This window comes from Bacteroidales bacterium (assembly GCA_023229505.1).
GTDB lineage: Bacteria > Bacteroidota > Bacteroidia > Bacteroidales > JAGOPY01 > JAGOPY01.
Genome location: JALNZD010000001.1, coordinates 117,739 through 143,152, shown reverse-complemented (window position 1 = coordinate 143,152; position 25,414 = coordinate 117,739). Strand labels below are relative to the sequence as shown.

Here is a 25,414-nt window from a genome sequence, read left to right as displayed (position 1 = left end):
TCATAAAAAACTCTACCAGTCCTTTTCGGATTTGACAACCCTTATCGTTTTTATTTTTGCCTCTTTTAGCTTTTCCAGGGTCTGTTTTTCATCATTTTTTAATGCTTCCAGTATCCGTTCAGCATCTTCCTTGGATATCTGCTGGGGCTGGGCCTGTTGTTGCTGCTGATCCTGCTGTTGCTGGTCCTGCTTCGCATCGTCCTCTTTCTGCTGATCTTGTTGATCCTGGTTCTGCTGCTGATCTTGCTTTTTCTGATCCTGTTGCTGGTCCTTTTGGTCTTGCTGATCCTGCTTTTGTTGCTGTTGCTGAGATTTATCAAGCAGTCGCTGAGCATAGGCCAGGTTGTATTTGGCGTCAGCATCCGCTGGATTCAGGCGTAAAGACTGTTTGTAAGCCTCAATGCCCGGTGGGAGAACCTGCTGGGCCAGCTGTGCACTGTCGAGAGCTGCTTTTAACAAGGAATTACCCAGGTTATAGTAAGATTTGGAACGGGTTTCGTCATCCATTTTAAATGTCCGGAGCGTGTCGAAAGCAGCGGAAGCCTGCAGATAATTTTTCTGCATGTACCAGGCATCCCCCAGGTTGTAGAAACCTTTGTGCGAAGCTTTGCCCGACTGGGTGGATTTGAGATAATCAATTTCGGCTTTTTTGTAATCACCATCTTCATATTGCTTATTCCCCTGCCGTATATACCGGTTCTCCTGTTGCGACCAGGAGAGCAGAGTCATGGTCATGAAAAGCAAAAATATATAGGAACGTTTATTTTTCATTTCTCTTATTAACGGTTAAATAGTCTGATTTTGTCTGCCCATTTACTTTTTCTTTCCGGGATAAGAAATTCAATGATCAACAATAGCAAGCTGACCGCCAGGAAATATTGGAATCGGCCTTCATATTCAGAAAACATCTTGGTCTCAATTTCCTGCTTTTCCAACGCATTTATTTCGTCGAGAATTTTGGTCAGGCCATCCTGCCCGGTCGATGCCCTCACATAGATACCATTTCCGGCTGAAGCGATCTGCTGGAGCGTAGTTTCGTCAAGTTTTGATACGATGGTCTGTCCCTCCCGGTCAGTCTTATAGCCGGTTTGCCTGCCGTAGGAGTCATAAACAGGTATAGGTGAACCTTCCGGGGAACCCATTCCTATCGTAAAAATTTTGATGCCTTTGGCGGTGGCAGCCTGGGCGGATTCGACAGCATTGCCTTCGTGGTTTTCTCCGTCGGTGATGATGATGATTGCCTTGCTCCTTTCGTCTGCTTTGAAAGATTCGACTGACAGATCGATAGCATCGCCGATAGCGGTTCCCTGCGAAGGGACCATCTGGGTGGAAATTGTCGAAAGAAACATTTTTGCCGCTGAATAATCAGTAGTGATAGGGAGCTGCACATAGGCCTTTCCTGCAAAGACCACAATGCCGATGCGGTCGCCTTCAAGGCGGTCAACCAGTTTGGAGATGCCCTGCACGGCCCGGGTTAGCCGGTCTGGCCGGATATCCTGTGATAGCATGCTGTTTGATACATCCAGCGCGATGACCAGGTCAGCCCCTTTTCGCTGGATCTTTTCAAGTTTGGAGCCTATCTGCGGATTGGCCAGCCCGATGATCAGGAAAGCAAAAGCGAGCATGGTCAGGATAAATTTAAACACCAGCCTCCTGCCGGAAAAAAGTGGCATAAGCTGGGCGATGACATCCAGATCCCCGAACCTTTTAATGGCCCTTTTCTTCCAAATCCCGTAAAGGATGAATAACAAGCTGAAGAAGGGGATCAGCAGCAGGGCGTACAGGTATTCTATGTGTTCAAAGCGGAACATCAGGGTATACTTCTGAATAAGGTTAATCTTGATAAAATTTCCAGCGCCAGTAAAATAAGCGCAAATATCGCCAGATTAAGAAATTCTTCGTGTTTTTTTCTGAATTCGGTCACATCTATTTTGGATTTCTCCAGTTGGTCTATTTCCCGGTAAACTTCCTTGAGTTTTGTATTATCAGTCGCCCTGAAGTACCTGCCATCAGTCATATTGGCCACTTTCTTCAGGAGGTCCTCATCGATTTTAACTTCCATATTCTGGTATTGCGTGCCAAAAGGGGTCTGTACGGGATAAGGGGCATAGCCAATTGTCCCGACACCGATGGTATAAATCCGGATACCATAAATTTTTGCAATTTCTGCAGCCGAAAGCGGGGCAATAGATCCGGCATTGTTCTGGCCATCGGTCAGAAGGATGATGACTTTACTGACAGCCTGGCTTTCTTTCAGCCGGTTGATGGCAGTGGCCAAACCATCGCCAATGGCGGTTCCGTCCTGGATGATCCCGCTCTTGATATCATCCAGCATATCTTCAATGATTACGTGGTCAGTCGTAAGCGGGCATTGTGTGAAAGCCTCCCCGGCAAAGACAACCAGGCCGATACGGTCATTCGGACGGCCCGTAAAAAAGTCCTGGCTCACCTTTTTGGCAGCTTCCAGCCGGTCTGGTTTCAGGTCCTGGGCGAGCATGCTGCCCGAGATATCCAGTCCCAGCACAATATCAATACCTTCGATGCTGACATTCTGCCTTTTCAGGGATGTCTGGGGCCTGGCAAAAGCCACGATCAGAAGTGAAACGGCGATAATCCGGAAGAGAAACATGCCATGGTACAGGTAATGGCGAATGCTCCTGGGAGTGTTCTCGAATACCTCGGTGGCGGATACCTGCACCGTCGGGATGCTTTTTCCGCGCCTGAACCAATACCAGGCCACCAGCAGGGGCATCAGCACGAGCAGGAATAAATATCCGGGATTGGCAAATTCAATATTCGAAAACATTATTTCATAATATTCTGTTCAACATTTTCAGCCTTTTCAGCTTGTAAGGGCTCAGTTTCCTTACGTGGCCTGGTTTCCCTTACAAAATCCACGCTTTGGCTAAAGCTGAGATCGTTTTCCAACGGTAAGGGCTGTTCTTTGGCAAACTTGACCAGGTCAGCCAGGACAAGCGTTTGATGCAACTTTTCTCTCGCACTGCTGTTGACATCAGTCTGGCGCAGCGCGGCATCGATTTCACTGGTCGTCATTTCAAGAGCCCTCACCGGAAATCTCAGTTCTATATATTCACGGACAATATCCGTCATCTCTGAATAATACTCTTTTACCCTTCCTGCCTGCCATAGCTTTTTCAGCCGAAGGCTTTCCAGCGCTTCCATAGCGGCCTCATAAGGCGGTATGCTTGTCTTAAGCCGTGATGTAAAAACAGGCACTTTTTGTTTTCGCTTCTTCAGAAAAAAATAAATCAGGAATGCAAGAGCTAGGATGATCACCCCCAGGCCGATCCAGGGCAATAGCTCACGAAAAGTTACCGGGGCAGCGAGGGGCGGCTTGATGGGTTTGATATCCTTTGCAGGATCAGTTTTGATGGTTTGTACATCGAGATTTACAGGCGATGTCTGCGTATAATAAGTGACAGTATCGCCTTTTTGGGTATATTTAAAGGGAATCGGTGGAATAATATAAGATCCGGAATCAAATGAGGTTATGATAAGTTTCTGTTTCAGTGTAAACTGTTCTTTGTTAGATGTAATAGTATCGAGTCCGGATTTTCTCAGGATTTCGATATTCCTTACCAGTGTATCCAACAGCATGGGCCATTGGACAAGGCTCCCGGCAGGAACTGTGACGGTGAGCTCAAGTGTTACCTGGTCGCCGATCTGTAAATTGTCCTTTTCCAGCCTGGCGTTTGCGCCGGTATATTGGCCTTGCATGGTGAAGGTCAGCCCTGCAAACATGAAAAGCATAATTATGTATTTCCATTGCACCATCATCCTAAAACCTTGATTCTCTTAATTTAAACAGGTTCATTAATGGTTTAACATAATTTTCGCCTGTCGGGATTGTGGCGGAATCAACCCCAAGCCTCTTGAAGAGCAGGTTCAACGATTGGTCATGGCGGTTCCAATGGCTGCTGTAGTTACTCCTCAGGCCCGGGTCGTTTGTATCAATCCACATAGCTTTGCCGGTTTCCTTATTAAATACATTCACCATGCCCATTTTTGGTATTTCGGTTTCACGTTTGTCGAAAACCCTGACGGCCACGATATCATGTTTCCGGCTGGCAATCCTGAGGGCCTGCTCGAAGCCTTTATCCATAAAATCGGATATTACGAAGGCAATGCATTTTTTCTTGATGGCATTCGAAAGAAAACGCAGCCCTTCGGAAATATTGGTTTGCTGGCTCTGCGGCTGAAAGTCGATCAGCTCACGGATAATCCTCAGGATATGCGATTTACCCTTCTTGGGAGGGATGAATTTCTCAACCCTGTCGCTGAAAAAGACCACCCCGACTTTGTCGTTGTTTTGAATGGCTGAAAAGGCGAGAACGGCGGCGATTTCCGTCATCAGATCTTCTTTCAGCTGCTGCCGGGTGCCAAATTCATTCGAACCACTGACATCAATGACAAGCATAACGGTCAGTTCCCTTTCTTCATCGAAGATCTTGACATACGGATGGTTGAACCTTGCAGTGACATTCCAGTCGATGCTCCTGATATCATCACCATACTGATACTCGCGGACTTCGCTGAAAGTCATACCTTTCCCCTTGAAAGCAGAATGATAATGACCTGAGAACACCTGGTGCGACAACCCCCGTGTCTTGATCTCTATCTTTCTTACTTTTTTGAGTATTTCAGCAGTCTCCATCTTCGATTAGTTCAAAGTGCAAAGTTCAAAGTGCAAAGTTGAAGGTTCAATGTGAAAAGTTTATTGTCAAAGTAATGTCACTTTTCACTGATTTTATGGTACTTCAACCGTATTAAGTATCTCGTTTATAATGTCTTCCGTAGTGACATTTTCTGCTTCGGCTTCGTAAGTCAGCCCGATGCGGTGACGCATGACGTCATGTGCCACGGCCCTGACATCCTCGGGTATAACATATCCCCTCCGTTTGATAAAGGCAAAAGCTTTGGCGGCAAGGGCCAGGTTGATGCTGGCGCGAGGCGAGGCACCCCATTGAATCAGGGGCTCAAACCGGCTCAGCTTATATTCAGTGGGATACCTGGAAGAGAAAACGATATCGGTAATATAATTTTCGATCTTTTCATCCAGGTAGACATCCCTGACCACATCCCGTGCTTTGGTGATATCAGCGGGTTTAATGATTGTCTGGGTGGTTGGAAAGGTCCTGGCGATATTTTGCCGCAGGATGCGTTTTTCCTCATCCTTATCCGGGTAACCAATCACCACTTTCAGCATAAACCGGTCGACCTGTGCTTCCGGCAGGGGATAAGTACCTTCCTGCTCGATAGGGTTCTGGGTAGCAAGAACCATAAAGGGTTCCTGCAGCGGGTAAGTATGCTCCCCGATGGTTACCTGCCTTTCCTGCATGGCCTCCAGTAAAGCGCTCTGCACTTTAGCCGGAGACCGGTTTATTTCATCAGCCAGGATGAAATTGGCGAAGATGGGGCCTTTCCTGACAACAAATTCTTCTTTTTTCTGGCTGTAGATCATTGTGCCGGTAAGGTCGGCCGGCAGCAGGTCAGGCGTGAATTGGATCCGGCTGAAATGAGCATCAATTACGTTAGCAAGTGATTTGATCGCTAAAGTCTTGGCCAGGCCGGGAACTCCTTCAAGGAGTATATGCCCGTTTGATAAAAGACCTATCAGCAGCCGCTCTACCATGTGTTTCTGCCCGATGATCACCTTTCCCATTTCCATGCTGATCATATCCACGAATGCGCTTTCCTGCTGGATGCGTTCGTTCAATGCCTTGATATCTGTTTCCATCATAGTTGATTGAATTTAAAGCGGCACAAATGTAAGGCTTGCTGCGCTAATGCCTGATAATGATTTTGTTAAAAGTTGTTAAAGAGTGAGGAATGAGGAAGACCAGGAAAGGAATTTGAAGTTCAGATATTTGATCAATTAATGATTTATAAAATAGTACCTAATGAAACAATTATATTCTATTCACGTTTTGATTTCATTAATAAGCACATTACAAAGTTTAAATTTCATACTATTTTAACTGACAAAAATTACAATAATGCAAAGTTTTGATGATATATTACAAAATAGAAACATCAAACCAACTGCCATACAATTTTGTTTGTCCGGCCAAGTATAGGAGAGTGGTATTTAGCAAAGCAGTTGATCAGACCTTGAAAGAAACTTGTTTGGAGATCGAAAAGTAGTTACAAATCTGTTTTCACACCACCACGCTCATAGCCATGATTCAATGGATCATGCACATTACCACAAGCATGATGATGAGTAACCACAACCATGAACATGAAGGCGAATCAGAACCGCCGGGGAAAGTGCATTCACATTTCCATCAACACGAACCGACAAAACACCACCATTCCCATTTTCCCGATTTACATCACAGGCACATCCATGGCAAGAGATAAACTTCATTTATTCCAAATTTGGTTAGTGAGATTAAAAAAATCACAGCCCGCAAGAAAGATTTAGTGGTTTAATAAATAGTTCATATATTTGTGAACTGTTAAACAATAAAACAATGAATGGAAAGAAGATTTTTGAACTACACGCTGATGTTTGCAAGGCCTTAGGCCATCCATTGCGAATTGAGGTTATCGACTTGTTACAGGAAAATGAACTTTGCTTTTCTGACATTCTTGAAGTAACAGGCGGACTAAAATCCAATCTATCGCAACATCTTTCGATAATGACAAAAAAAGGCATCTTAAAAATGAGGCGAGACGGACAATGCAATTATTATTCACTTTCTACTAAAAAGGTGGCTCAAGCTTGCCAACTAATGCGTGAGGTTCTTATTGACAACCTCAACAAACATAAAGAACTTCTTGAAAATCTTTAAAAAGCAAATAGTATGAGTAAAACAATATTAGTATTAGGAGCGGGAACAGGCGGAATTATCACAGCTAAAGAATTGAGCAAAAAAGTGGGTAATGACAGAGAACCTGATCCTGTAAAAATTCTTGTCTTTGAAAAGGAAGAAAAAAATGTTTTCGCCCCTTCGCTCCTTTGGTTAATGGTCGGTAAAAGAAAACCGGAACAAGTTTACAGAAACACTCAAAAAATTGCAGGAGCAGGTATTGAGGTTGTAATCGGAGAAATTGAAAAAGTAAATCCCGAACAAATCTCAGTTACTGTAAAAGGCAAAGAATACAGGGGCGGCTATATGGTGGTTTCTCTTGGAGCTGAGCAGGTTTCAGAACATAATCTGAATAATTACGGATACGATTTTTACACACTTGAAGGAGCTACAAAATTTAATGAGCTATTGCAAAATTTCAGAGGCGGGAAAATTACCGTTTTAATTCCTTCACTTCCTTTTAAATGTCCTGCCGCACCTTACGAAGCAGCCATGCTTATTGACAGCTTTATCCGGAAAAAAGGGTTGAGCAGCAAAACTGAAATTTCACTTTATACACCCGAACAGGGACCAATGGGAGTAGCTGGAAAAGAATTATCAGGAGCAGTGAGACAAATGGTGGAAATGAAAGGAATAAAATATTTTCCGGAACACCAAACAACATCAGCAACCGAAAAAACTTTGACTTTCAGCAACGGAATAACCGCTGAATATGATTTGTTGGCTTACACGCCAAAACATCAATGTCCATCGGTAATTAAAGAAACTTCTTTGGTGGGAAAATCGAGTTGGATTGAAGTTAACCGCAACACAATGGAAACAAATTTCCAAAATGTTTATGCCGTCGGAGATATAACATTTATTCCGCTTGAAATGGGCAGACCATTACCTAAAGCTGGAGTTTTTGCACATTATCAGGCAGAAGCAGTTGCTCATAGTATTGCTTATAAAATTGCTGGTAAAACACCCAACAAAACATTTAACGGTGACGGACATTGCTTTTTAGAAATGGGTAACGGCAAAGCGGGATACGCAGGTGGAAATTTTTATGGTTCGCCTCTTCCTGTTGTGAAGATGAAAAATCCTGGATTTTTCTGGCATTGGACAAAAGTTTGGTTTGAAAAACATTGGTTCTTTAAATATTTCTAACAAACATTAATTTTAAAAGTGCGGAGTCAGCACTATAAACACTGACAACAAAAAAATGAATACTATGTGGCACGAATGTTATTGGGGAATGCCTATGATGTAGTTCATCTGGCTTCCAATCCTTGTAGTTGCGATAATAGTAATTGTAAAATTGCGGTCCGGTAATAAAGAGAAATCGTCTCAAAAAGAATCTCCTATGGAAATTTTAAGAAAAAGATTTGCCTCAGGTGAAATCAAAAAAGAAGAATACGAAGAACGAAAAAAAATATTAGAAAAAGTTTAAACTCTACAAAAATGAAAACAAAAGCAGTCATTCTCACGACCATTTTGATAGTCATCATTACTATCACCCAGTTTATCGGGACGGAGAATCTTTATCATCCCGAATTTCGTAAAAAACAAAACAGCAGCGGTATGGCTTATGCCTATCCGCCGGCAGTCGGCATTTTGACCAATTCCAAAAATTGCCTTTCCTGCCACACCAACAACGGACAGTGGAATGACGATGAAAAAACCATTATTGACATTCTTGACAAAGACACCAAAAAATCATTTAAGCAACCAGACGGAACATTTTTAATTGAAACAAAACGATGGGAACAGAAAACAGTACTCACCGTGATCGGAAGAAAAAAAGACAATGCCATTCCCGTACCATACCGCAATGCCTGGCTCTATATTGACCCGACAACTATCGGAACAAATTCACTTTCAAAATTTGCTCCCGGTTGGGATGTAAATCTGCCAATATCGTGTCGCCTGGTTGGTGATAAACTTCCGGGATATGAAAATGCCGATATTACAAGTTTACCTATGACTATACAGCCATTAAGCAATGCAAAGGATGCTGAAATGCAATTGCAGGTAATGCTGACTAAAGGTGAAAGCATGAAAGGCAATGCACAGGAAGGAATGAGCGGAAATTATTTTGAACGAAAAGTAATATTGCGAATAAAATGAAAGACACTCCAACAGTAAAAAACCTCATTATTAAACGATTGCGACATGAAAAAAATCTTTTTTATCCTGGTGATGATTATCCCTCTTTATTCGGTAAGTCAAAACTCCGATCAATACAATAAGGATTCAAAAAACGACCTTAAGATGAAGATCGGAATGGTCATTTATTCAAATGATGCCGAAACGGTTTGGAATGCCTTCAGGTTTGGCAATTTTGCCATTGGTGAGGGAGATTCGGTGAAAGTTTTTCTACTGGCCAAAGGGGTTGAAGTTGAGTCACTGGATTCTGATAAATTTAAGGTAACCGACCAGATAAAGCGTTTTGTCGAAAATGGTGGAAAAATATTTGCCTGCGGAACATGTCTGACCATCCGAAAAAAGGAAGGTTCAGAAATGTGTCCTCTCTCAACTATGCAGGACATGTATGAAATTATTAAGTGGAGCAACAAAATCATCACCTTTTAGAACCCGGCATAACTTTGTAGATCTTACATAAATGAAAATTCTATTCATCATCAACGACACCCCTTACGGAACTGAAAAGGCATACAATGCACTGAGGCTGGGTATCCAAATCCTAAAAGATAATCCCGGAACAGAGTTAAACATTTTTTTGCTTGCAGATGCGATAGGTTGTGGGGTTGCGGAACAGAAAACACCTGACGGCTACTACAATATTGGGCGAATGATGAAAATAATTACACGTGAAGGTGGTAAAATTAAGGTGTGCGGTACTTGTATGGATGCAAGAGGTATAAATGAACAGATGTTACAATCTGGTGTTCAACGGAGTAATTTGAAAGAATTCGCCGAGTGGACCGTTGAAGCAGATAAAATATTAAGCTTTTAATAGGTGTAGCCTACTTTTAAAGAACGGATCTCCCACTAATATTTGGACAACTTTTAAGTGGAAATATTCTAATCTTGTTGTTAAATCTTGTTAAACTTTATTCTTTGCAAAACAATTTCTGCATATCTTCGTTTAACATTTGTTTTAATAAAATGATGAAAAGGGCCGGTAATTTAATTGTGATTTTACTCCTGTTAACAGCAACAGGAGGATTATCAATTACCAGGCATTATTGCGGACAATCGATCGTATCCTTTTCTTTATTTTCGACTCCTAAACCATGCTGTGGCAGTGATTGCGACAAGTGTCACAACGAATTCAGTTTTAATAAAGTGACGGATGATTTCACAGTATCATCATCTGATGAGGTGAAGTCACTAATTACTATTAATCCTGTCCAGGCCAGCTTTATTATTGATTTATCCGGATCATTGCCTGTGGCCCCATTTACCGCAACCATAACACCAAGAAAATTTCTTTTTCGAAAAACCGGTGATTTTCCGGTATCTTTTGGCAATTTCCGTTGCTGATATCCATTTCGTGGGATAAGTTCTGTGTAATGGCAACTACTGTTTGCCTTTAAGTTATAACAATGCTTTTATTACAAGGAACTCATGGCATTTCTTGCCTCTCTTCCCTCATTTCACAATTTATTTTTTAATACAAATGACCAACTACTATTTTGTGGTGGCAAGCAATTCAAAACAATCTAATCTATAAATTACTTAAAATGAAAAAAATGAAACAGATCTTAATGATTATAGCTATGATCATAGCTATCGCAGCAATCACATACAGTTGCAAAGATGAAAACAGGCAAGACGAACTCAATGGCAGTTTGAATGATACTGAATCAAATTTAATAAAAGCTTTCCAGGAAGCTAAATCAAATGATGATCTGGTTATAAATCACTATGATCCGGATGGCCAGTACTTAAGTCCTCTGATTTTTTTGGAGGACAGTCTTTATCACATGAACGATTCGCTATGTAACATATATTATCTTACCTATTGCCAGGAAATGATGGAAGGGGATAGTATGATGAACGGCAACATGATGGATAGCAATATGATGGGTGGCGGTATGATGGGTGGTGATATGATGGGCGATGATACTTTGCACGGTAGTGGCATGATGGCCATGCATTCTTTCATGGGTGATACGGCCAGAGTAAATCAAACCTATCGCGAACTAATTGCGATCAGGCAAGCTCACCCCTCTCATCACCCGGTAAAACAATAGGGTCATGAATCACTTTATCAGTAAATTTTCTTAAACACATAATTTATCTAACTAAATAAATATAAAGATTATGTCAAAATACATTATCCTTGCATGCCTCATGCTGATCAGTATGGGGTATGCGGTTGCTCAAAACAGCGACACCAATTCAATTAATCGGATTAATCCTGTCAATACAGAGAATCTTGTATCATATACATGTTCCATGCACCCTGAAATTAAAAGTGACAAGCCAGGAAAATGCCCCGTTTGTGGTATGGATCTCATTCAAAAAATGGCTCCTCAATATACCTGCCCCATGCATCCTGAGGTGATGAGTTCATCACCCGGTAAATGTCCAAAATGCGGGATGGATTTAGAACTGAAATCTTCAGCTCCTTATTCCTGCCCCATGCACCCGGAAATTACCTCAATGGAACCTGGCAAATGCTCTATATGTGGTATGAAGCTCCAAAAGGAAAAAGCACAAAAACATGACATGCATGGTTGCTGTGGCATGTAATTCTAAATCAATCATTTAATTGATAATTGTTTAAAAAGAATAATTTTGTTAAACATTGATTCAGGTTATAATAAATAACAAATTAAATTAAACTGCTAAAATCATTAGCTCATGTTTAATCGTCTGGTAAAATATTTCCTTGAAAACCGGCTGATCACCTTTATTTTTCTGATCACTTTTGTGGTGCTGGGTATTGTTTATATGCCATTCAACCTGAAAACGGGTTTCATACCCCGCGATCCTGTTCCGGTGGACGCTATCCCCGATATTGGCGAAAATCAGCAGATCGTGGCTACCGAATGGATGGGACGTTCTCCCAGGGACATCCAGGACCAGGTAACTTACCCTTTAACTACTGCATTGTTGGGTATTCCAGGGGTGCAGAACGTTAGAAGCACTTCGATGTTCGGTATGTCATTTATCTACATTATTTTTAAAGATAACGTCGAATTTTACTGGAGCAGGTCACGCATTCTCGAAAAGCTCAACTCCCTGCCTTCCGGAACATTACCTGCCGGGGTTCAACCCACTCTTGGCCCTGATGCTACTGCACTGGGACAAATTTTCTGGTACACTCTTGAAGGCCGGGACCCTGCAACAGGACAGCCAAACGGGGGATGGAATCCGCAGGAGCTCAGGACCATCCAGGATTTTTACGTTAAATACGGACTTACTATAGCAGAAGGTGTTTCCGAAGTGGCATCAGTGGGTGGTTTCATAAAGGAATACCAGATCGACTTGAATCCTGAAGCGCTAAAAGCATTCAATGTATCAGTGATGGATGTAATGAATGCCGTGCGCAAAAGCAACCTCGACATCGGTGCGGAAACTATAGAAATTAACAATGTGGAATACATTATCCGCGGTTTAGGCTATGTAAAGAATTTGGAAGACCTTGAAATCTCTGTCGTAGCTGTAAGAAACAATGTACCGGTGCGCATTAAAGATGTTGCCCGCGTTGCATTTGGACCGGCTACCCGCCGCGGTGGACTCGATAAGTCGGGTTCCGAAGCAGTAGGCGCGGTAGTAGTTGCCCGCTTTGGGTCAAATCCCATGGAAGTCATCAATAATGTAAAAGATAAAATAAAAGAGATAGAAGCCGGTTTGCCGCAAAAAACCCTGCCCGATGGTTCAGTTTCCAAAGTGACGATTGTTCCATTCTACGACCGTACCGGGCTGATTAAAGAAACCATCGGAACGCTTGAATATGCCCTATCGCATGAAATCCTTATCAGTATTATTGTGATTATTATCCTGGTGATGAACCTGAGAGCATCCCTCATTGTAGCGGGCCTTCTGCCCATTGGCGTATTAATGACTTTCATCCTCATGCGACTATTCGGCATCGAAGCCAATATCGTTGCCTTATCGGGTATTGCAATTGCCATTGGCGTAATGGTCGACATTGGGATTGTGGATGTGGAGAACATTCTCCGGCATTTGGAAATGCCCGAAAATTTAGGCATCCGTGGGAAGAAATTGCTCCAGGTTATATACCTGGCCACTACCGAAGTGCGTGCAGCGGTGGTTACTTCCATTGCAACTACCATTGTCAGCTTTCTGCCCGTTTTTGCCATGCAGGCCGCCGAAGGTAAATTATTTCACCCCCTGGCTTTTACGAAAACCTTCGCCCTGATCGCTGCATTTATCCTCGGAATCGTGGTTTTGCCAACACTGGTGCATATATTCTTCAATATCCGCTTTGATAAAAAGAAAATCCGAATGGTGTGGAACGGAAGCCTTATCATAGCAGGGATAGCGTTTATAATTTTCTGGCATACCTGGCCGGCATTGGCTTTAATTGCTGTAGGTATAAATAATTTGCTCGATTACCGCTGGCCTGAATACCGGAAAGAATTTCCTAACTATATCAACATTGCCATTACCGTGCTTGCAGCAGCCTGGTATCTCTCAGTTGAGTGGCTTCCCCTAGGCGCTCATAACAGTACTTTCATCAATTTCATTTTTGTGAGTGGTATCATTGCTGTGATTCTTGCTGCCCTGATGTCCATGGTGCATTATTATGAAGATATTATTCGTTGGGCGTTGGCACATAAAAGTAAGTTCCTGATCATACCGGCAGTCACTTTATTTTTTGGTCTGTTAGCCTGGCAGGGTTTTGATAAAATATTCGGTTTTGTTGCATCAGGTATAGAAAGTGTGGGTTGGAAAAATTTCAGGCAAACAGCAATCTGGCAGGCTCCTGTAAAGACGTTTCCGGGAATTGGCAAGGAGTTTATGCCTTCATTAAACGAAGGTTCTTTCTTGCTCATGCCCACCAGTATGCCACATTCAAGCATTGAGAAGAACCTTGAATACATTGAAACGCTCGACAAACGGCTTTCTGCTATTCCCGAAGTCGAAATTGCCGTGGGTAAATGGGGCCGCGTTAATTCTGCCCTTGATCCGGCCCCGGTGCAAATGTTTGAGAATACTATCAATTACCGGCCTGAGTACATCCTTAACGAAAATGGGCATAGACAAAGGTTTAAGGCAGATAAGAATGTGAATTTTATTTTGAACTTGTCGGAATTCAGAAATACAATAGAAATAAATAGAAATGCGGTTGAAATAGATGGAAATACAATAGAAATAGATGGAAATACAATAGAAATAGATGGAAATACAATAGAAATAGATGGAAATACAATAGAAATAGATGGAAATAAAGTTACAGTCGATAATATTGAGGAAATAAAGTATAATAAAGAAAGTGGAACATTTTTAGTTTTAGTCAAAGGTCAGTGGATAAAATCTGAAATACGGGATTCTAATATTTCAACGTATTTCAATGTATTTCAATATATTTCGAAAAATATAGATAGTTTTCTGATAAAAGATGAAAATGGAGAGTATTTCCGCCAGTGGCGTCCGCAGATTAAAAAGCCTCTGGATATCTGGAACGAAATAGTCAAGGTAACTGACATCCCTGGTCTGACTTCCGCTCCAAAGCTGCAACCGATTGAGACCCGGCTGGTGATGCTTTCAACCGGTATGCGCGCCCCGATGGGTTTAAAAGTTTACGGGCCCGATCTCAACTCCATCGAGCTGGCTGGTATGCAGTTTGAGCAAGCGCTGAAAGATGTGCCGTCAGTCAAAGCATCATCCGTGTTCTACGACCGGGCCGTAGGGGCGCCTTACCTCGAAATCAACCTCAATCGCGAAGCGATGGCCCGTTATGGGATGAGTATCAGCGATGTCCAGGAAGTGCTGCAGGTGGCTGTCGGAGGCATGAGCCTTTCCACATCGGTCGAAGGCCGCGAAAGGTTCCCAATCAGGGTCCGTTATGCCCGTGAGTTGCGCGATAATCCTGATGACCTGAAACGCATCCTGATCCCGGCAATGAATGGCGTCCAGGTTCCTTTGGGCGAAATCGCCGATATTGATTACACCCGCGGAGCTCAAATGATCCGGAGTGAAAACACCTTCCTTGTCGGATATGTTATATTCGATAAGATAGAAGGAAAAGCAGAAGTTGATGTAGTGGAAGAAGCAGCTAAAATAATCCAACAGAAGCTGAATACAGGATCTCTTACCCTTCCTGCCGGAGTGTCTTATAAATTCGCTGGCAATTATGAACATCAGCTGAGGGCTACAAAAAGACTGGCTATTGTCATACCCATAAGCTTATTATTGATATTGTTATTGTTGTACTTCCAATTCCGCACTGTTACGGCCTCATTTATTCATTTTTCCGGCGTATTCGTCGCATTTGCCGGTGGATTTATCATGCTCTGGTTATATGGTCAGGGTTGGTTTCTTAATTTTTCCGTTGCTGGCATAAACCTGCGGGATATGTTCCAGATGCACACGATAAATCTGAGCGTGGCAGTCTGGGTTGGTTTTATTGCTTTATTCGGTATAGCCACTAATGATGGCGTAATCATGGGGACTTATATTCACCAGGTATTTGAAGCGCGGCATCCTGCAACTGTTCATGAAGTGCGTGAAGCCGTAGTGTCTGCCGGGCTGAAACGTGTAAGGCCAGCTATGATGACCACAGCCGTTGCTGTCATTGCTTTATTACCTGTCTTATCATCTAACGGCAAAGGAGCTGATATTATGGTCCCAATGGCAATACCCATGTTTGGTGGTATGGTTATCCAGGTAATGACAGTCTTCGTGGTTCCTTTGTTTCAGGCGATGTGGAGGGAAAGGAAATTGAAATAAATAGAAATACATAGAAATACTTAGAAATAAATAGAAATACGTTGAAATACATAGAAATACATGGAAATAAATGAAATTAATGAAATAAATGGAAGTAGAAACTACATACAAGTTAAGGATTTGAAGGTATATCAATTAGCCAGGAAACTTTCAGTTATTGCTTGGAACATTTATTCAAAAATGAGTTTTGAAGAAAAAAAAGTCATTGGTGATCAGTTTATCCGTTCAACCGATTCTATTGGAGCGAACATCGCAGAAGGTTATAGCCGATTTCATTATTTGCATAAGGTTCGGTTTTATTATAATGCGAGGGCATCCCAGTCTGAAGCCACCGATCATTGGCTTGAGCTATTATTTGAACGAGGTAAAATCTCCCAAGAAATTTTTGATGATTATAAAACTGTTTCTAAAGATCTTCAAATCAGATTAAACAATTTCATCAAACTGACCAAAGATGAAAAACAACAATAAATTCAAATTCTCCACGAATTATATCATTGCATGTATTTCCATGTATTTCTATTTATTTCTATGTATATCAGCATATTCCCAAACCGACTCATTGCTGAACTATCTTGAAATTGCTGCTCAAAACAACCCAACAGTACTTCAGCGATATTTTGAATATGAGGCAGCTTTGCAAAAGGTACCGCAGGTTGGCAGCTTACCCGATCCTGACTTTAGTCTCGGAGTCTTCCTCAGCCCCATGGAACTTATTGGTGGTAACCAGGTGGCTGATATAAGGCTGATGCAAATGTTCCCATGGTTCGGTGTGATAAAATCGGCTAAGGATGAAATGAGCCTGATGGCAAAAGCAAAATACGGATCATTTCGCGATGCCAAATTGCAGGTCTTTTATGATGTACAACGCAAATGGTACGATTTGCATAAAGTTAAACAGAATATCCGCATTTCGGAGAAAAATATCGAGATTCTTCGCACGATTGAAAGATTGGCCATCGTCAGGTTCAAAGCCGCTCCGACAGGGAATGGCACCGCAACACCTAACAGGAGAATGTCCCCGGCTTCCACTCAAAGTGCTACTTCCGGATCCTCCGGTATGCAAAGTATGGGAGGAATTTCGGGCAATACTGCCGGGTCTGTTTCAAATCAGGCAGCATCAACAATGCAGGACAACTCAATGGGTTCATCTTCCGGTAGTTCAGGGCTTTCTGATGTGTATAGGATCCAAATTGAAATCGGTGACCTTCTGAACAATATAGAACTGTTAAAAAACCAATGGAATACCACTGTTGCCGAATTTAACAGCTATCTGAACAGGCCACCTGATTCGCCGGTTTCGCTGCCTGATACTTTAATTGCCGAAAACTTTTTACCGTCGATGATTGCTGTATCGGATAGTATTTTAAGTAACAATCCGATGCTGGGGATGATTCAATATGAGCAGCAATCGCTCGAAGCCCGTAAAAAAATGGTTACACGCATGGGCTATCCTATGTTCGGTTTAGGTTTAAATTATTCGATTATCAGTAAAAGTGATATGTCCACTTCCTCAATGAATGGAAAAGATATGATTATGCCGATGGTAACGGCTACTTTACCCATTTACCGCAAAAAATATAAAGCTATGCAAACCGAAGCCGACTTTTTGAAATCGACTAATAAACAATATTACAAAGCAACGGCTAATTCATTGCAAACGGAGTATTATCAGGCCATGCAATTATACCAGGATGCTCAGCGCCGTACAAAACTCTATGCTGAACAATATCAGCTAGCTTTGAGATCGCTCGATATTATGCTTAAAAGTTATGCATCGTCCGGTTCAGATCTCACTGATATTTTACGCATTCGCCAGCAAACCCTCGATTACGAATACAAGCAAATAGAAGCTATTGCCGATTTCAACACTTCCATTGCATGGCTCAAAAGATTAGGAAATTTTGAAATACATTGAAATACATGGAAATATGTTGAAATACATGGAAATACGTTGAAAACTTGGAAATATGATTCTATTGTATTTATGCTTTATTTCCATTATATTTCCATTGTATTTCCATTGTATTTCCATTATATTTCTATTTATATCTTTTAAAATAAAATTTATGAAAAGAAAAAAAATATTTTATATCATCACCTTGATAATAGGTATTTTTCTCGGTTGGTTATTTTTCCATTCCCCGGATCAAAAAGAAGAAAAGCAAGACCTCACGGTTGAAACTGTTAAAAGCACGATTTGGACTTGCGCCATGCACCCGCAGATACGAATGCACGAACCGGGCAAATGCCCTATCTGTGGCATGGATTTAATTCCACTCAATCAAAGCAATACCTCCACAGACCCTGATGCCATTCACCTGAGCAAGGAAGCTGCTCAGTTGGCTAACGTCCTGACATCAACAGTATCTAGACAAAAACCTGTAAAAGAAGTACGTCTATATGGCAAAGTACAGGCGGATGAACGAATGTTACAAAGCCAGGTGTCTTATCTGCCAGGCCGTATTGAAAAATTGTTTGTAAACTATACAGGTGAAACAGTCGGAAAAGGACAAAAGCTGGCCGTAATATATTCACCCGATTTGATAACAGCCCAGCAGGAACTGCTTGAAACAGCCAAAACAAAATCATCGCAACCTATCCTTTATGAGGCAGCAAAAGATAAACTTCGCCAGTGGAAACTGACCGATAATCAGATTGCCGGCATTGAGAGCTCAGGCATTGCCAAATCTGATTTTGAAGTATATGCCAATACAACCGGTATTGTTACTGCAAGAAGGGTCAATAATGGCGATTATATTTCCCCCGGCACGGTACTATTTGATGTGGCAGATCTTTCGCATGTATGGGTGATGTTCGATGCCTATGAAAGCGACCTTCCTTTTCTGGCAAAAGGTGATCATCTTACTTTCACTGTTCAGGCTATGCCTGGAGTCAATTTTTCAGACAATATTTCCTTTATTGATCCGGTGCTCGATCCCGTTACCCGCGTCGCAAAAGTCCGGGTAGAAATCAACAACCAGGCCGGAAAATTAAAGCCCGAAATGTTTGCAACCGGCCTTGTTGAGGCAAACCTCAATCAATACAATGACAATTTAATCATTCCCGGCACTGCGGTATTATGGACGGGCAAACGCTCTGTTGTATATGTGAAACAAACGGAAACTGATGAGCCGGTGTTTAAAATGCGCGAGATAGAAGTCGGTCCCATGTTGGGAAGCAGCTATGTAGTGATGAATGGATTGAATGAAGGGGAGGAAATTGTCACGCAGGGCGTATTCAGCGTTGATGCCGCCGCACAGTTGGAAGGTAAGCCCAGCATGATGAACCGTCAGGGCGGACAAACATCCACCATGCCGGGAATGAATATGCCTGCTGCTCCAGAGTTAAATAAAAACCTAAATAATGTTTCTGCAGGGAATACCTCAACTCAGACCTTTCAGCATGCCATGTTTGGCGTTTCAGGCAACTGCGATATGTGCAAGGAACGTATTGAGAAAGCCGCCAAATCTGTTCAGGGAGTCTCATCTGCTGATTGGGACGTTAAAACTAAAAAAATCCATGTGGAATACGATAACGCCTTGGCTGATCTTAACACCATCCATATGGCCATAGCTCAAGCCGGGCATGATACAGAAAAGTTTAAGGCCAGTGATGAAGTTTACAACAATCTGCCTGAATGTTGCTTATATCGTAATTAAATGTTTAATCACTTAAATAATAGAAACATGAAAGTAAAAATGGTAAGTTTTGGATGTCTGTTCCTGTTAGGAACAATGACACTTTTCGCTCAAAGCAAAACGGAAGAGTTTAAAGTGTACGGAAATTGCGGCATGTGCGAAAAACGTATCGAAACCGCTGCAAAGTCGGTCAAAGGTGTAGCCGCTGCTGATTGGAACAAAGAGACAAAAATGATCGATGTGTCTTATGATTCCACTAAAACTGATGTGGATAAAATAAATATCACCATTGCAAAAGTAGGACATGATACTGATATGTACCGGGCTGATGATAAGGTTTATGATGAATTACCCGGCTGCTGCCATTACGATCGTCCTGCTGCAAAAGAGCCGGAAAAAGACCATGAAATGCACAATCATTAGGAGACATCTTTTTCATTAGGGGGATTGGCAAACCTTAAATCATAGAATGTGTGAATAAAAACAACAATCCAAAGTAAACTTTTTGGATTGGTTTAGACTGGCTGCAATATAAGTATCCTTTTTCCCTGTTTTATCAAACAGAAAAAATACTGTCGTCCCTTTTAATCAGGTGAAGTATTTCCTGGAATAGCTTATCGTGGATGGGTGTAATAAATTTCCTCAATTCAAATGCCTCTTCCAGCAGGTCAAAGTTCCGGGATTCCTGGAAGATGAGCGCTGTTTTAGACCAGAGCTGGTAATGATCATGCCAGTTACCGAGCTCCTGGCCAAAATTTTTCATACGGTTATATGCCGTCTTTGAGATCTTGTTACTGTATCTGGATTGAAAGATCATCTCCGCGACATACCCGTTTTCCTTGAAACGGGTGCGGAAACGGTGCAATTTATCAGGTTTTTCAAGGTCATACCTTTTTCTTTTCAGTTTCTCCATAGATTCATGGAGCCAGTTGTAGAGATTTGTTTCCAGTGAATTATCATCCAGCGGATCAAGAATGTTTTCGATCTGCCGGGAAATGGAATCAATGGATTTATATTCGAAATCAATCGATTTTAAAAAGAAGGAATCCCTTTGATTCTCTATTCTTTTAAAATAATAATCTTTGATAAGAGGGAAAGCATGGCCGAATTCTTTCTCTATATTTTCGACCAGCCCGATCTGCACCTGGTCATCGCGGATCGTTCCGCCGGCTTTGAACATCAGCCGCAAAGGCTGGATCATTTTTCCGGAAAACAGCGGATTATCATAAACCCGGTCCAATGCGCGGATAATAGCGCGAATCCTTTTAACTGATACCCTGTATTCGTGGATAGCTTCCGGATCGTATTCCTCCATCGCCTTTTCCAGGTTTATCCTGAAGTGCTCAAGATACCTTGAAAAGTAATTTCTGATGACGCACTTGAACGACTCTTCCTGAATCATGCTTTCTTGATTATCTGTTGGATCAGATAATATCGTGTAAAGTTAAAAAAGATGTCAGGATGAGCGATCATTCAATAAAAATTAAAATTCTAATTACCCAATGCCCTACGCCCTGCGCTTTTCGTCAAAAAATGTAAATTTACCAAAATTTCCATTAGTCTTTAAAGTCTGGTGAAAACCTCAATCACATACCGTGAGATCTGGTTCATTGCTTATCCGATTATTATTGGCAGCGTAGCACAGAACTTACTGAACATCACTGACACTGCTTTTTTGGGCAGGGTCGGGCAGGTTGAACTTGGCGCAGGTGCTATCGGCGGGATTTTTTATTTTATAGCGGTGATGCTGGCGTGGGGTTTCGGGACCGGGACACAGATCATTATTGCCAGAAGGAAAGGTGAGCAGGCCTATGCCGAGATCGGACGGACTTTTCAGCATGGGTTCTATTTCCAGCTTCCACTAGCCCTTTCCCTCTTTAGCCTGATGCAGTTTTTTTCGGGTGACATCCTGAAACATATTATACAGTCGGAAGATGTCAATGCATATACCCAGGAATATATCAGGTACCGTTCTTATGGTATTTTCTTTGCCAGCGTTAATATGCTTTTCCGCGGGCTCTATATCGGGATTACCCGGACAAAGGTCATTATCTGGACTACCTTGCTCATGGCACTAGTTAATATGGTACTTGATTATGGCCTCATTTTCGGGAACCTCGGTTTACCTGAAATGGGGATCGGCGGTGCTGCGCTGGCTTCTGTGATTGCTGAATTTTCAGCAACAGTATTTTTTACGGTTTTCACGATGATGAATCAGGATGGAAAAAAATTCAATTTATTTCATCGTGCAAGGTTCGATGAAGTATTATATAAGAGGATCATAAAAGTGGCATTTCCGGTCATGCTGCAGAACTTCTTTTCCATGTCTGCCTGGCTCGTTTTTTTTCTTTTTATCGAAAAACTTGGCGAACGTGCCCTTGCCGTATCAAATATTATCCGCAGCTTCTACGTGATCATGATGATCCCGATGTTTGGATTTGGTTCCGCCACCAACACCCTGGTCAGTAATCTGATCGGCAAGGACAGGCAGGAAGAAGTCATGCCGCTGGTTATGAAAGTCGCCAGGCTCTGTGCCATAGGAGTATTGTTCATTGTAATCCTGGGATTGATCTTTCCTGGTCTGGCACTGAAAATTTATACCAACGACCCGGAACTGATAAGCGTTTCGTTACCTGCACTTTATGTTGTAAATGTGGCTGCATTATTCCTGGCGGTGGGTTATGTTTTTTTCAATGCGGTTTCCGGTACAGGTAAAACCCAGGTTTCCTTCCTTATCGAACTGGTTGTCATTTTCTTTTATCTGGCCGCAGCCTTTATATTAGCTGAAATTTTACGGCAGGAAGTTTATATCGTCTGGATGACAGAGTACTTTTATGCCTTTCTTCTGGGTGGAATGTCATATTTTTACCTTAAAAGCGGTAAATGGAAGACATCCAGGGTCTGATTCATTTGCAGGCATGTTGTTCACCTCTAAGGCGGTGATGGGAAGCCCTGATCAGCAAACAGCTTACCAGCAGGTCAGCGCAATCTTGCGTAAACGGCAGGAGGAGTTATAGAGTCGTCAACCCGGATTTCAATGATATTCTGATAGTCCTGAAGAAAGCGTGAGAGTTTGCCGTACTGCAGACCTCTTTGCCTGAGATAGGTACCTAGCTCAGCTAAGTTGACCCATCCCTGGTCATTGGCACAACTGTTAACTCCTTCTTTTATAATAATTTCAAATTCGGAGTGAGTCATGGATTAAATTTTAAAGAGTTGTTAACTGGGGGTACAAATATACAAAAATCAGGGGTAAAAATCCAGAGTCAGTTTACAATGGAAACTTTTCCTGTGAAAGCTGGTTATTCCCCATTGATCAATTGCCTTCCGATGTGCTTCCGTTGGATAGCCTTTGTTGGTTTTCCAGCCATATTGGGGGAATACCCGGTCCAAATTCAACATAAAATCATCCCGGTATGTTTTAGCCAGGATGGATGCAGCGGCAATGCTCAGGTAAGTGGCATCTCCTTTTATGATGCAGCGGTGCGGTATGCCGGGATAGGGATGAAACCGGTTACCATCAGCAAGGATCAGTTGTGGTTGTATTGTTAATTTTTTTATTGCCTGATGCATGGCCAGGATGGAGGCATTCAGGATATTTATCTGGTCAATGGTTTGGTGATCCACTGATTCAACTGCCCAGGCCACGGCGTCCTTTTCGATAATTTGTCTCATATTTTCCCTTTGCCTTGCCGACATCTTTTTAGAATCATTAATAGCCGGATTTGTATATCCTGGCGGTAAGATCACTGCAGCAGCAAATACAGGACCAGCCAGGCATCCCCGGCCGGCTTCATCGCAACCAGCTTCGATCAGGTTATCAGTTAAGGAGGACTTAAGCATTAAACAGCTGTAAATAGTTGTGTGTAAGGATCAGCAGCAGGAATATCAGCAAGGCGATTTCATTCCAGACAGATTTTTTAAAGAGATGGTAATAATGGGCAATCATGATAGTGGCCGGTAAAAATATGAGGGAATTATAATCTACCTGCCCATGGAAAATAATGATAGGGAAGGTGAATGCCAGGAGCCATCCGGTAGCGGACATTTTTTTCCGGAAATTAATGCTGAACGTGCTCAGGGTGCCGGTGATCCGCAAAAAAGCCGGTAATAGCATGAATACGATAAAAATACCCCAAATACATAGCTGCCATATTTCGAAATTGATCCGGAAGTGAAAAATTTCAAAGAAATAAACCCGGTATGCATTCAATGCTTCACCGAGCTGGTCGGTCCAGAAGAAATACAGGAACAGGTATATATATGGGAGCAACAGGGCGATGAACGAAATGATGAGGTTTCTTCCGGTAAAAGTGCCGAAAACGAGTAAGATCAGCCATATACAGGCATAGATGATAATGGCTGCCGGATAGATCATCGAAATGACTGAAATCAGGATGCTGGCATTAAACACTGCCATATTATTCTCGGGTTCATCATTGATTCTGAAGATAGTATGAAGAAACCAGGTGAAAAATGGTAAAGAAAGAACTACCGGATAGGTGCATAAAGTAAGGGGGTTGCTACCCATAAGGACGATGAAAAGAAAAGCAGGCAGCAGGTCGTTTTTGGGCGTAAGATCATGAAAGATGAGGATATTATTGAGTGTCAGGGCCGAAAGAAGAATGATCACCATGGCTAAAGCAGGACTGGCGGCCTCAAAAAGTTTCAGGAGATGATGGGCAAGGTTGTATAAAGGGGTGATAAGGCTGGGTTCGACCGGCAACCCCTGGTTTGCAAAGAAACCGGGTATCCAGATCCCGGCGGTGACAAGGATAAGTAAAAAATACTGTATAAGGAAACTCGACCGGAAAAATTTGATCAGCATAATGGTCTTAAATTATTGAATCTTAGTTAAGTAAATGATAAAAAATCACAACATCTATTTTAATGAACATTTTTCTTGATCAAGTTTCTTGTTTTAGCAAATATTATGTTAGCCGGTGATTTCTTATCATTAAATACATTCACGGGAATTTTTTCAATTTCCTCAATATCATTTTCTTTCAAATTTAAAGATGACATCACAAATTCATAATTGTTCGGTAAAGGATTCTTATTGTCATCGATATAAATTTTCAAGGCTTCTTCTCTTGTTATTTCTTTGTTCCGGATCATATTACTGAGCTGGGGCAACCGTCTTGAATAACCAAAACGTTTATCCCTTATGTAGTTGGAGAAAGGCTCTGCCAAACAATCAAAATGCCTGGTGTATTCTGACTGATCTGATTCTTTCCAGTCCATTTCTTTCTTTATTATATTTCCGATTTCCTTATCAGAAGGGTTGTTTAAATAGAATAGTATATTGACCTTCTTTCCAAAACGTCCTGATTTTGTATATAAATAACTTGTAATAAAATTCAGTTTTGGATAGATAAGGAAGCGGTTGATCATTTCATTATTTATATTCCGGTTCTTCTGAATGATTGCTTTTAATCTCGACTGATCATAAATATTTTCAGATGTAAAAGAATTGGCTTCCGTCGGTGAATGACCTAATAAAATCACCGGCACTTTCCACACTTCAGAAATTTTCAACATACTCCTTTCTATTCCGGTCCCGCAAATACCGCATATCTCACCCGAATGCACGAGAGCAGTGCGGTATAGTTCATGGATTAATTTCAAGTCATGTTTTACCCAAACATGATCAACTCCACACTTTTTAACAGCTCTTTCAATATTCTCTTTAGCCAGATCATTCATAAACCCATTGTCAAAAGTGTAGGTCAATACATTTAGTTTGTACTTATTGACAGCTAAATATAAAACATAAGTGCTGTCTTTACCTCCACTGATGGGAACAAGCGCATCATATATCCTTTTCTTTTTTCGTGCTTTTTTAAATATCTTCAGTAATTCACTTTCTTTATAAGGACTAAACGGTACATATTCTTTACAGTAATTACAAATACCATCGTCACCGATTATAACGCCATCTATCTTCTCATTCAGAATGCATTTACTGCACGTTTTTATAGTTGTTGCCATAATTAATTATGTTTGTTTTTAATAGTGTCAAGTAACTCCCTAAACCCGCTATCCCAGCTTTCCTTTAAACTA

25 protein-coding genes and 1 pseudogene are annotated in these 25,414 nt (G+C 41.8%); 15 read left to right on the top strand and 11 right to left on the bottom strand.

Going from position 1 to position 25,414, the window contains the following annotated elements; genetic code table 11:
* Window positions 1-12 precede the first annotated feature (12 nt).
* From M0Q51_00620 to M0Q51_00595, 6 genes are all read right to left on the bottom strand, one after another.
* Window positions 13-771 (bottom strand): hypothetical protein, encoded by a 759-nt coding sequence (locus M0Q51_00620; GenBank protein ID MCK9398482.1) that lies wholly within the window; start codon window positions 769-771, stop codon window positions 13-15.
* A gap of 8 nt (window positions 772-779) precedes the next feature.
* Window positions 780-1,811 (bottom strand): VWA domain-containing protein, encoded by a 1,032-nt coding sequence (locus M0Q51_00615; GenBank protein MCK9398481.1) that lies wholly within the window; start codon window positions 1,809-1,811, stop codon window positions 780-782.
* Window positions 1,811-2,794, bottom strand: a complete 984-nt coding sequence (locus M0Q51_00610; GenBank protein ID MCK9398480.1) for a VWA domain-containing protein — start codon at window positions 2,792-2,794, stop codon at window positions 1,811-1,813. Before M0Q51_00610 ends, M0Q51_00615 begins: the two co-directional genes overlap by 1 nt.
* 11 nt (window positions 2,795-2,805) lie before the next feature.
* Window positions 2,806-3,771 carry a hypothetical protein gene (locus tag M0Q51_00605; GenBank protein MCK9398479.1) on the bottom strand — a complete coding sequence of 322 codons (966 nt, stop codon included), beginning with the start codon at window positions 3,769-3,771 and terminating at the stop codon, window positions 2,806-2,808.
* Between the two features lie 28 nt (window positions 3,772-3,799).
* Entirely contained in the window at window positions 3,800-4,675 is an 876-nt protein-coding gene (locus tag M0Q51_00600) for a DUF58 domain-containing protein (GenBank protein MCK9398478.1), read from the bottom strand.
* A 93-nt stretch (window positions 4,676-4,768) separates the two neighbouring features.
* The gene (locus M0Q51_00595; GenBank protein MCK9398477.1) at window positions 4,769-5,761 is read right to left on the bottom strand and encodes an AAA family ATPase; all 993 of its coding nucleotides are present in this window, start codon (window positions 5,759-5,761) and stop codon (window positions 4,769-4,771) included.
* 269 nt (window positions 5,762-6,030) lie between these two features.
* Here M0Q51_00595 and M0Q51_00590 point away from each other — a divergent pair.
* The 14 genes and pseudogenes from M0Q51_00590 (at window position 6,031) to M0Q51_00525 (ending at window position 19,774) form a co-directional block, all read left to right on the top strand.
* Window positions 6,031-6,162: pseudogene (locus M0Q51_00590) on the top strand (IS200/IS605 family transposase).
* A gap of 335 nt (window positions 6,163-6,497) precedes the next feature.
* The gene (locus tag M0Q51_00585; protein MCK9398476.1) at window positions 6,498-6,818 is read left to right on the top strand and encodes a metalloregulator ArsR/SmtB family transcription factor; all 321 of its coding nucleotides are present in this window, start codon (window positions 6,498-6,500) and stop codon (window positions 6,816-6,818) included.
* Between the two features lie 12 nt (window positions 6,819-6,830).
* Window positions 6,831-7,985, top strand: coding sequence for an NAD(P)/FAD-dependent oxidoreductase (locus M0Q51_00580; protein MCK9398475.1), 1,155 nt, complete (start codon window positions 6,831-6,833; stop codon window positions 7,983-7,985).
* A 294-nt stretch (window positions 7,986-8,279) separates the two neighbouring features.
* Window positions 8,280-8,945 (top strand): hypothetical protein, encoded by a 666-nt coding sequence (locus M0Q51_00575; GenBank protein ID MCK9398474.1) that lies wholly within the window; start codon window positions 8,280-8,282, stop codon window positions 8,943-8,945.
* A 45-nt stretch (window positions 8,946-8,990) separates the two neighbouring features.
* Window positions 8,991-9,410, top strand: coding sequence for a DsrE family protein (locus M0Q51_00570; GenBank protein ID MCK9398473.1), 420 nt, complete (start codon window positions 8,991-8,993; stop codon window positions 9,408-9,410).
* A gap of 31 nt (window positions 9,411-9,441) precedes the next feature.
* Window positions 9,442-9,795 (top strand): DsrE family protein, encoded by a 354-nt coding sequence (locus tag M0Q51_00565; GenBank protein MCK9398472.1) that lies wholly within the window; start codon window positions 9,442-9,444, stop codon window positions 9,793-9,795.
* Window positions 9,796-9,947: 152 nt separating this feature from the next.
* Window positions 9,948-10,325 carry a hypothetical protein gene (locus M0Q51_00560; protein ID MCK9398471.1) on the top strand — a complete coding sequence of 126 codons (378 nt, stop codon included), beginning with the start codon at window positions 9,948-9,950 and terminating at the stop codon, window positions 10,323-10,325.
* Window positions 10,326-10,534: 209 nt separating this feature from the next.
* Complete coding sequence (locus M0Q51_00555) at window positions 10,535-11,038, top strand: hypothetical protein (GenBank protein MCK9398470.1); 504 nt, start codon at window positions 10,535-10,537, stop codon at window positions 11,036-11,038.
* Between the two features lie 70 nt (window positions 11,039-11,108).
* Window positions 11,109-11,540, top strand: a complete 432-nt coding sequence (locus M0Q51_00550; protein ID MCK9398469.1) for a hypothetical protein — start codon at window positions 11,109-11,111, stop codon at window positions 11,538-11,540.
* 111 nt (window positions 11,541-11,651) lie between these two features.
* A complete protein-coding gene (locus M0Q51_00545; GenBank protein MCK9398468.1) occupies window positions 11,652-15,710 on the top strand; it encodes an efflux RND transporter permease subunit in 4,059 nt (1,352 codons plus the stop codon).
* Window positions 15,711-15,770: 60 nt separating this feature from the next.
* The gene (locus M0Q51_00540; GenBank protein MCK9398467.1) at window positions 15,771-16,181 is read left to right on the top strand and encodes a four helix bundle protein; all 411 of its coding nucleotides are present in this window, start codon (window positions 15,771-15,773) and stop codon (window positions 16,179-16,181) included.
* The gene (locus M0Q51_00535) at window positions 16,165-17,628 is read left to right on the top strand and encodes a TolC family protein (GenBank protein MCK9398466.1); all 1,464 of its coding nucleotides are present in this window, start codon (window positions 16,165-16,167) and stop codon (window positions 17,626-17,628) included. The genes M0Q51_00540 and M0Q51_00535 overlap by 17 nt, the downstream gene beginning before the upstream one ends.
* Window positions 17,629-17,779: 151 nt before the next feature.
* Entirely contained in the window at window positions 17,780-19,372 is a 1,593-nt protein-coding gene (locus M0Q51_00530) for an efflux RND transporter periplasmic adaptor subunit (protein MCK9398465.1), read from the top strand.
* 27 nt (window positions 19,373-19,399) lie between these two features.
* Window positions 19,400-19,774 (top strand): heavy-metal-associated domain-containing protein, encoded by a 375-nt coding sequence (locus tag M0Q51_00525; protein MCK9398464.1) that lies wholly within the window; start codon window positions 19,400-19,402, stop codon window positions 19,772-19,774.
* 133 nt (window positions 19,775-19,907) lie between these two features.
* Here the strand turns inward: M0Q51_00525 and M0Q51_00520 are convergent, their stop codons facing one another.
* The gene (locus tag M0Q51_00520) at window positions 19,908-20,753 is read right to left on the bottom strand and encodes a CHAD domain-containing protein (GenBank protein ID MCK9398463.1); all 846 of its coding nucleotides are present in this window, start codon (window positions 20,751-20,753) and stop codon (window positions 19,908-19,910) included.
* A gap of 171 nt (window positions 20,754-20,924) precedes the next feature.
* On the opposite strand from M0Q51_00520, the gene M0Q51_00515 reads away from it, so the two are divergent.
* Window positions 20,925-22,256, top strand: a complete 1,332-nt coding sequence (locus M0Q51_00515; GenBank protein MCK9398462.1) for an MATE family efflux transporter — start codon at window positions 20,925-20,927, stop codon at window positions 22,254-22,256.
* 74 nt (window positions 22,257-22,330) lie between these two features.
* Here M0Q51_00515 and M0Q51_00510 read toward each other — a convergent pair whose 3' ends face one another.
* The 4 genes from M0Q51_00510 to M0Q51_00495 are packed head-to-tail and all read right to left on the bottom strand — an operon-like array spanning window position 22,331 to window position 25,342.
* On the bottom strand, window positions 22,331-22,549 hold the full coding sequence (locus tag M0Q51_00510; protein MCK9398461.1) for an OST-HTH/LOTUS domain-containing protein: 219 nt from the start codon (window positions 22,547-22,549) through the stop codon (window positions 22,331-22,333).
* A 48-nt stretch (window positions 22,550-22,597) separates the two neighbouring features.
* The gene (locus M0Q51_00505; protein ID MCK9398460.1) at window positions 22,598-23,194 is read right to left on the bottom strand and encodes a ribonuclease HII; all 597 of its coding nucleotides are present in this window, start codon (window positions 23,192-23,194) and stop codon (window positions 22,598-22,600) included.
* Window positions 23,187-24,179 (bottom strand): hypothetical protein, encoded by a 993-nt coding sequence (locus M0Q51_00500; GenBank protein MCK9398459.1) that lies wholly within the window; start codon window positions 24,177-24,179, stop codon window positions 23,187-23,189. Before M0Q51_00500 ends, M0Q51_00505 begins: the two co-directional genes overlap by 8 nt.
* 59 nt (window positions 24,180-24,238) lie before the next feature.
* Window positions 24,239-25,342 carry a 7-cyano-7-deazaguanine synthase gene (locus M0Q51_00495; GenBank protein MCK9398458.1) on the bottom strand — a complete coding sequence of 368 codons (1,104 nt, stop codon included), beginning with the start codon at window positions 25,340-25,342 and terminating at the stop codon, window positions 24,239-24,241.
* Between the last annotated feature and the right edge of the window lie 72 nt (window positions 25,343-25,414).